Origin of the sequence: Nafulsella turpanensis ZLM-10, from assembly GCF_000346615.1 — a bacterium.
Classification (GTDB): Bacteria; Bacteroidota; Bacteroidia; order Cytophagales; family Cyclobacteriaceae; genus Nafulsella; species Nafulsella turpanensis.
On record NZ_ANNU01000092.1, the window covers coordinates 1 to 877 of the forward strand.

Consider the following 877-nt stretch of genomic DNA (forward strand, 5'->3'; position numbering starts at 1 on the left):
GTAGAGGCAATCTGTTCAGGTGAAACAAATCCTGCAGTTCTGGCCGCCTTCCGCCATGGGAACTGCAGAAAATCAGAGGAAGAGATTGCAAAAGCCCTGCAGAGTAACAAAAGAGAAGACTTCCTATTTGCTCTTAAGCAGGAATTTGCTCACTACCAGTACATGCAAAGGCAAATAGAAGAGTGTGATGAGGAAATAAAAAAGCAACTCAATGACTTTATCAATCAGGATGAGACAAAGAAAGCTTTATTTACAGAGGCAAAGATTCATAAGCGTATCAACAAGAATGCTCCTAAAAATATAGACCTCAACCTGATAGCCTACCAATATTTTGATGGCATAGATTTGCTGGCTATTCAGGGGGTGAGTCATGCAACAGTACTGACGCTGATGAGCGAAGTGGGAGCGGAAGGGCTTAAGAAGTTTGGTACAGCCAAGCAGTTTGCCTCATGGCTCAGACTTTGCCCCAACAAGAAAGTATCCGGAGGGAAAATCCTGAGTAGCCGCACACCCAAAGGAAGCAATCGACTAAAGATTGCTTTAAGACAAGCAGCCAATGCCATAGGCAATCTAAAGGACAACCACCTGTCCAATTTCTTTAACAGAGTCTGCTTTAGAAAAGGTAGGCCAGCTGCGATTTCAGCCACTGCCAGAAAGCTTGCCATCATCATATGGAATATGATTGTAAAGCACCAGCCTTTCAATCCACCAGACCTGTACGAGTACCTGGACCAAAAACGAAAAAGAAAAGTGCGCGAACTTCAAAAACAAATAGCTAAATTGGACGATAAGCTGAAGGATCTAAAAGTGCCTCAGAATGCAGTTTTGACCCCTTTGTAAAAACGTTACTCAGAATTATAGTTAACACCCTACCTTT

The 877-nt window shown here is 42.9% G+C and carries 1 protein-coding gene; it reads left to right on the forward strand.

The window, feature by feature from the left end; genetic code table 11:
- The coding region (locus F752_RS25030) for a transposase (RefSeq protein WP_017734116.1) at positions 1-840 on the forward strand (840 nt) is incomplete at its 5' end.
- Positions 841-877: the final 37 nt, after the last annotated feature.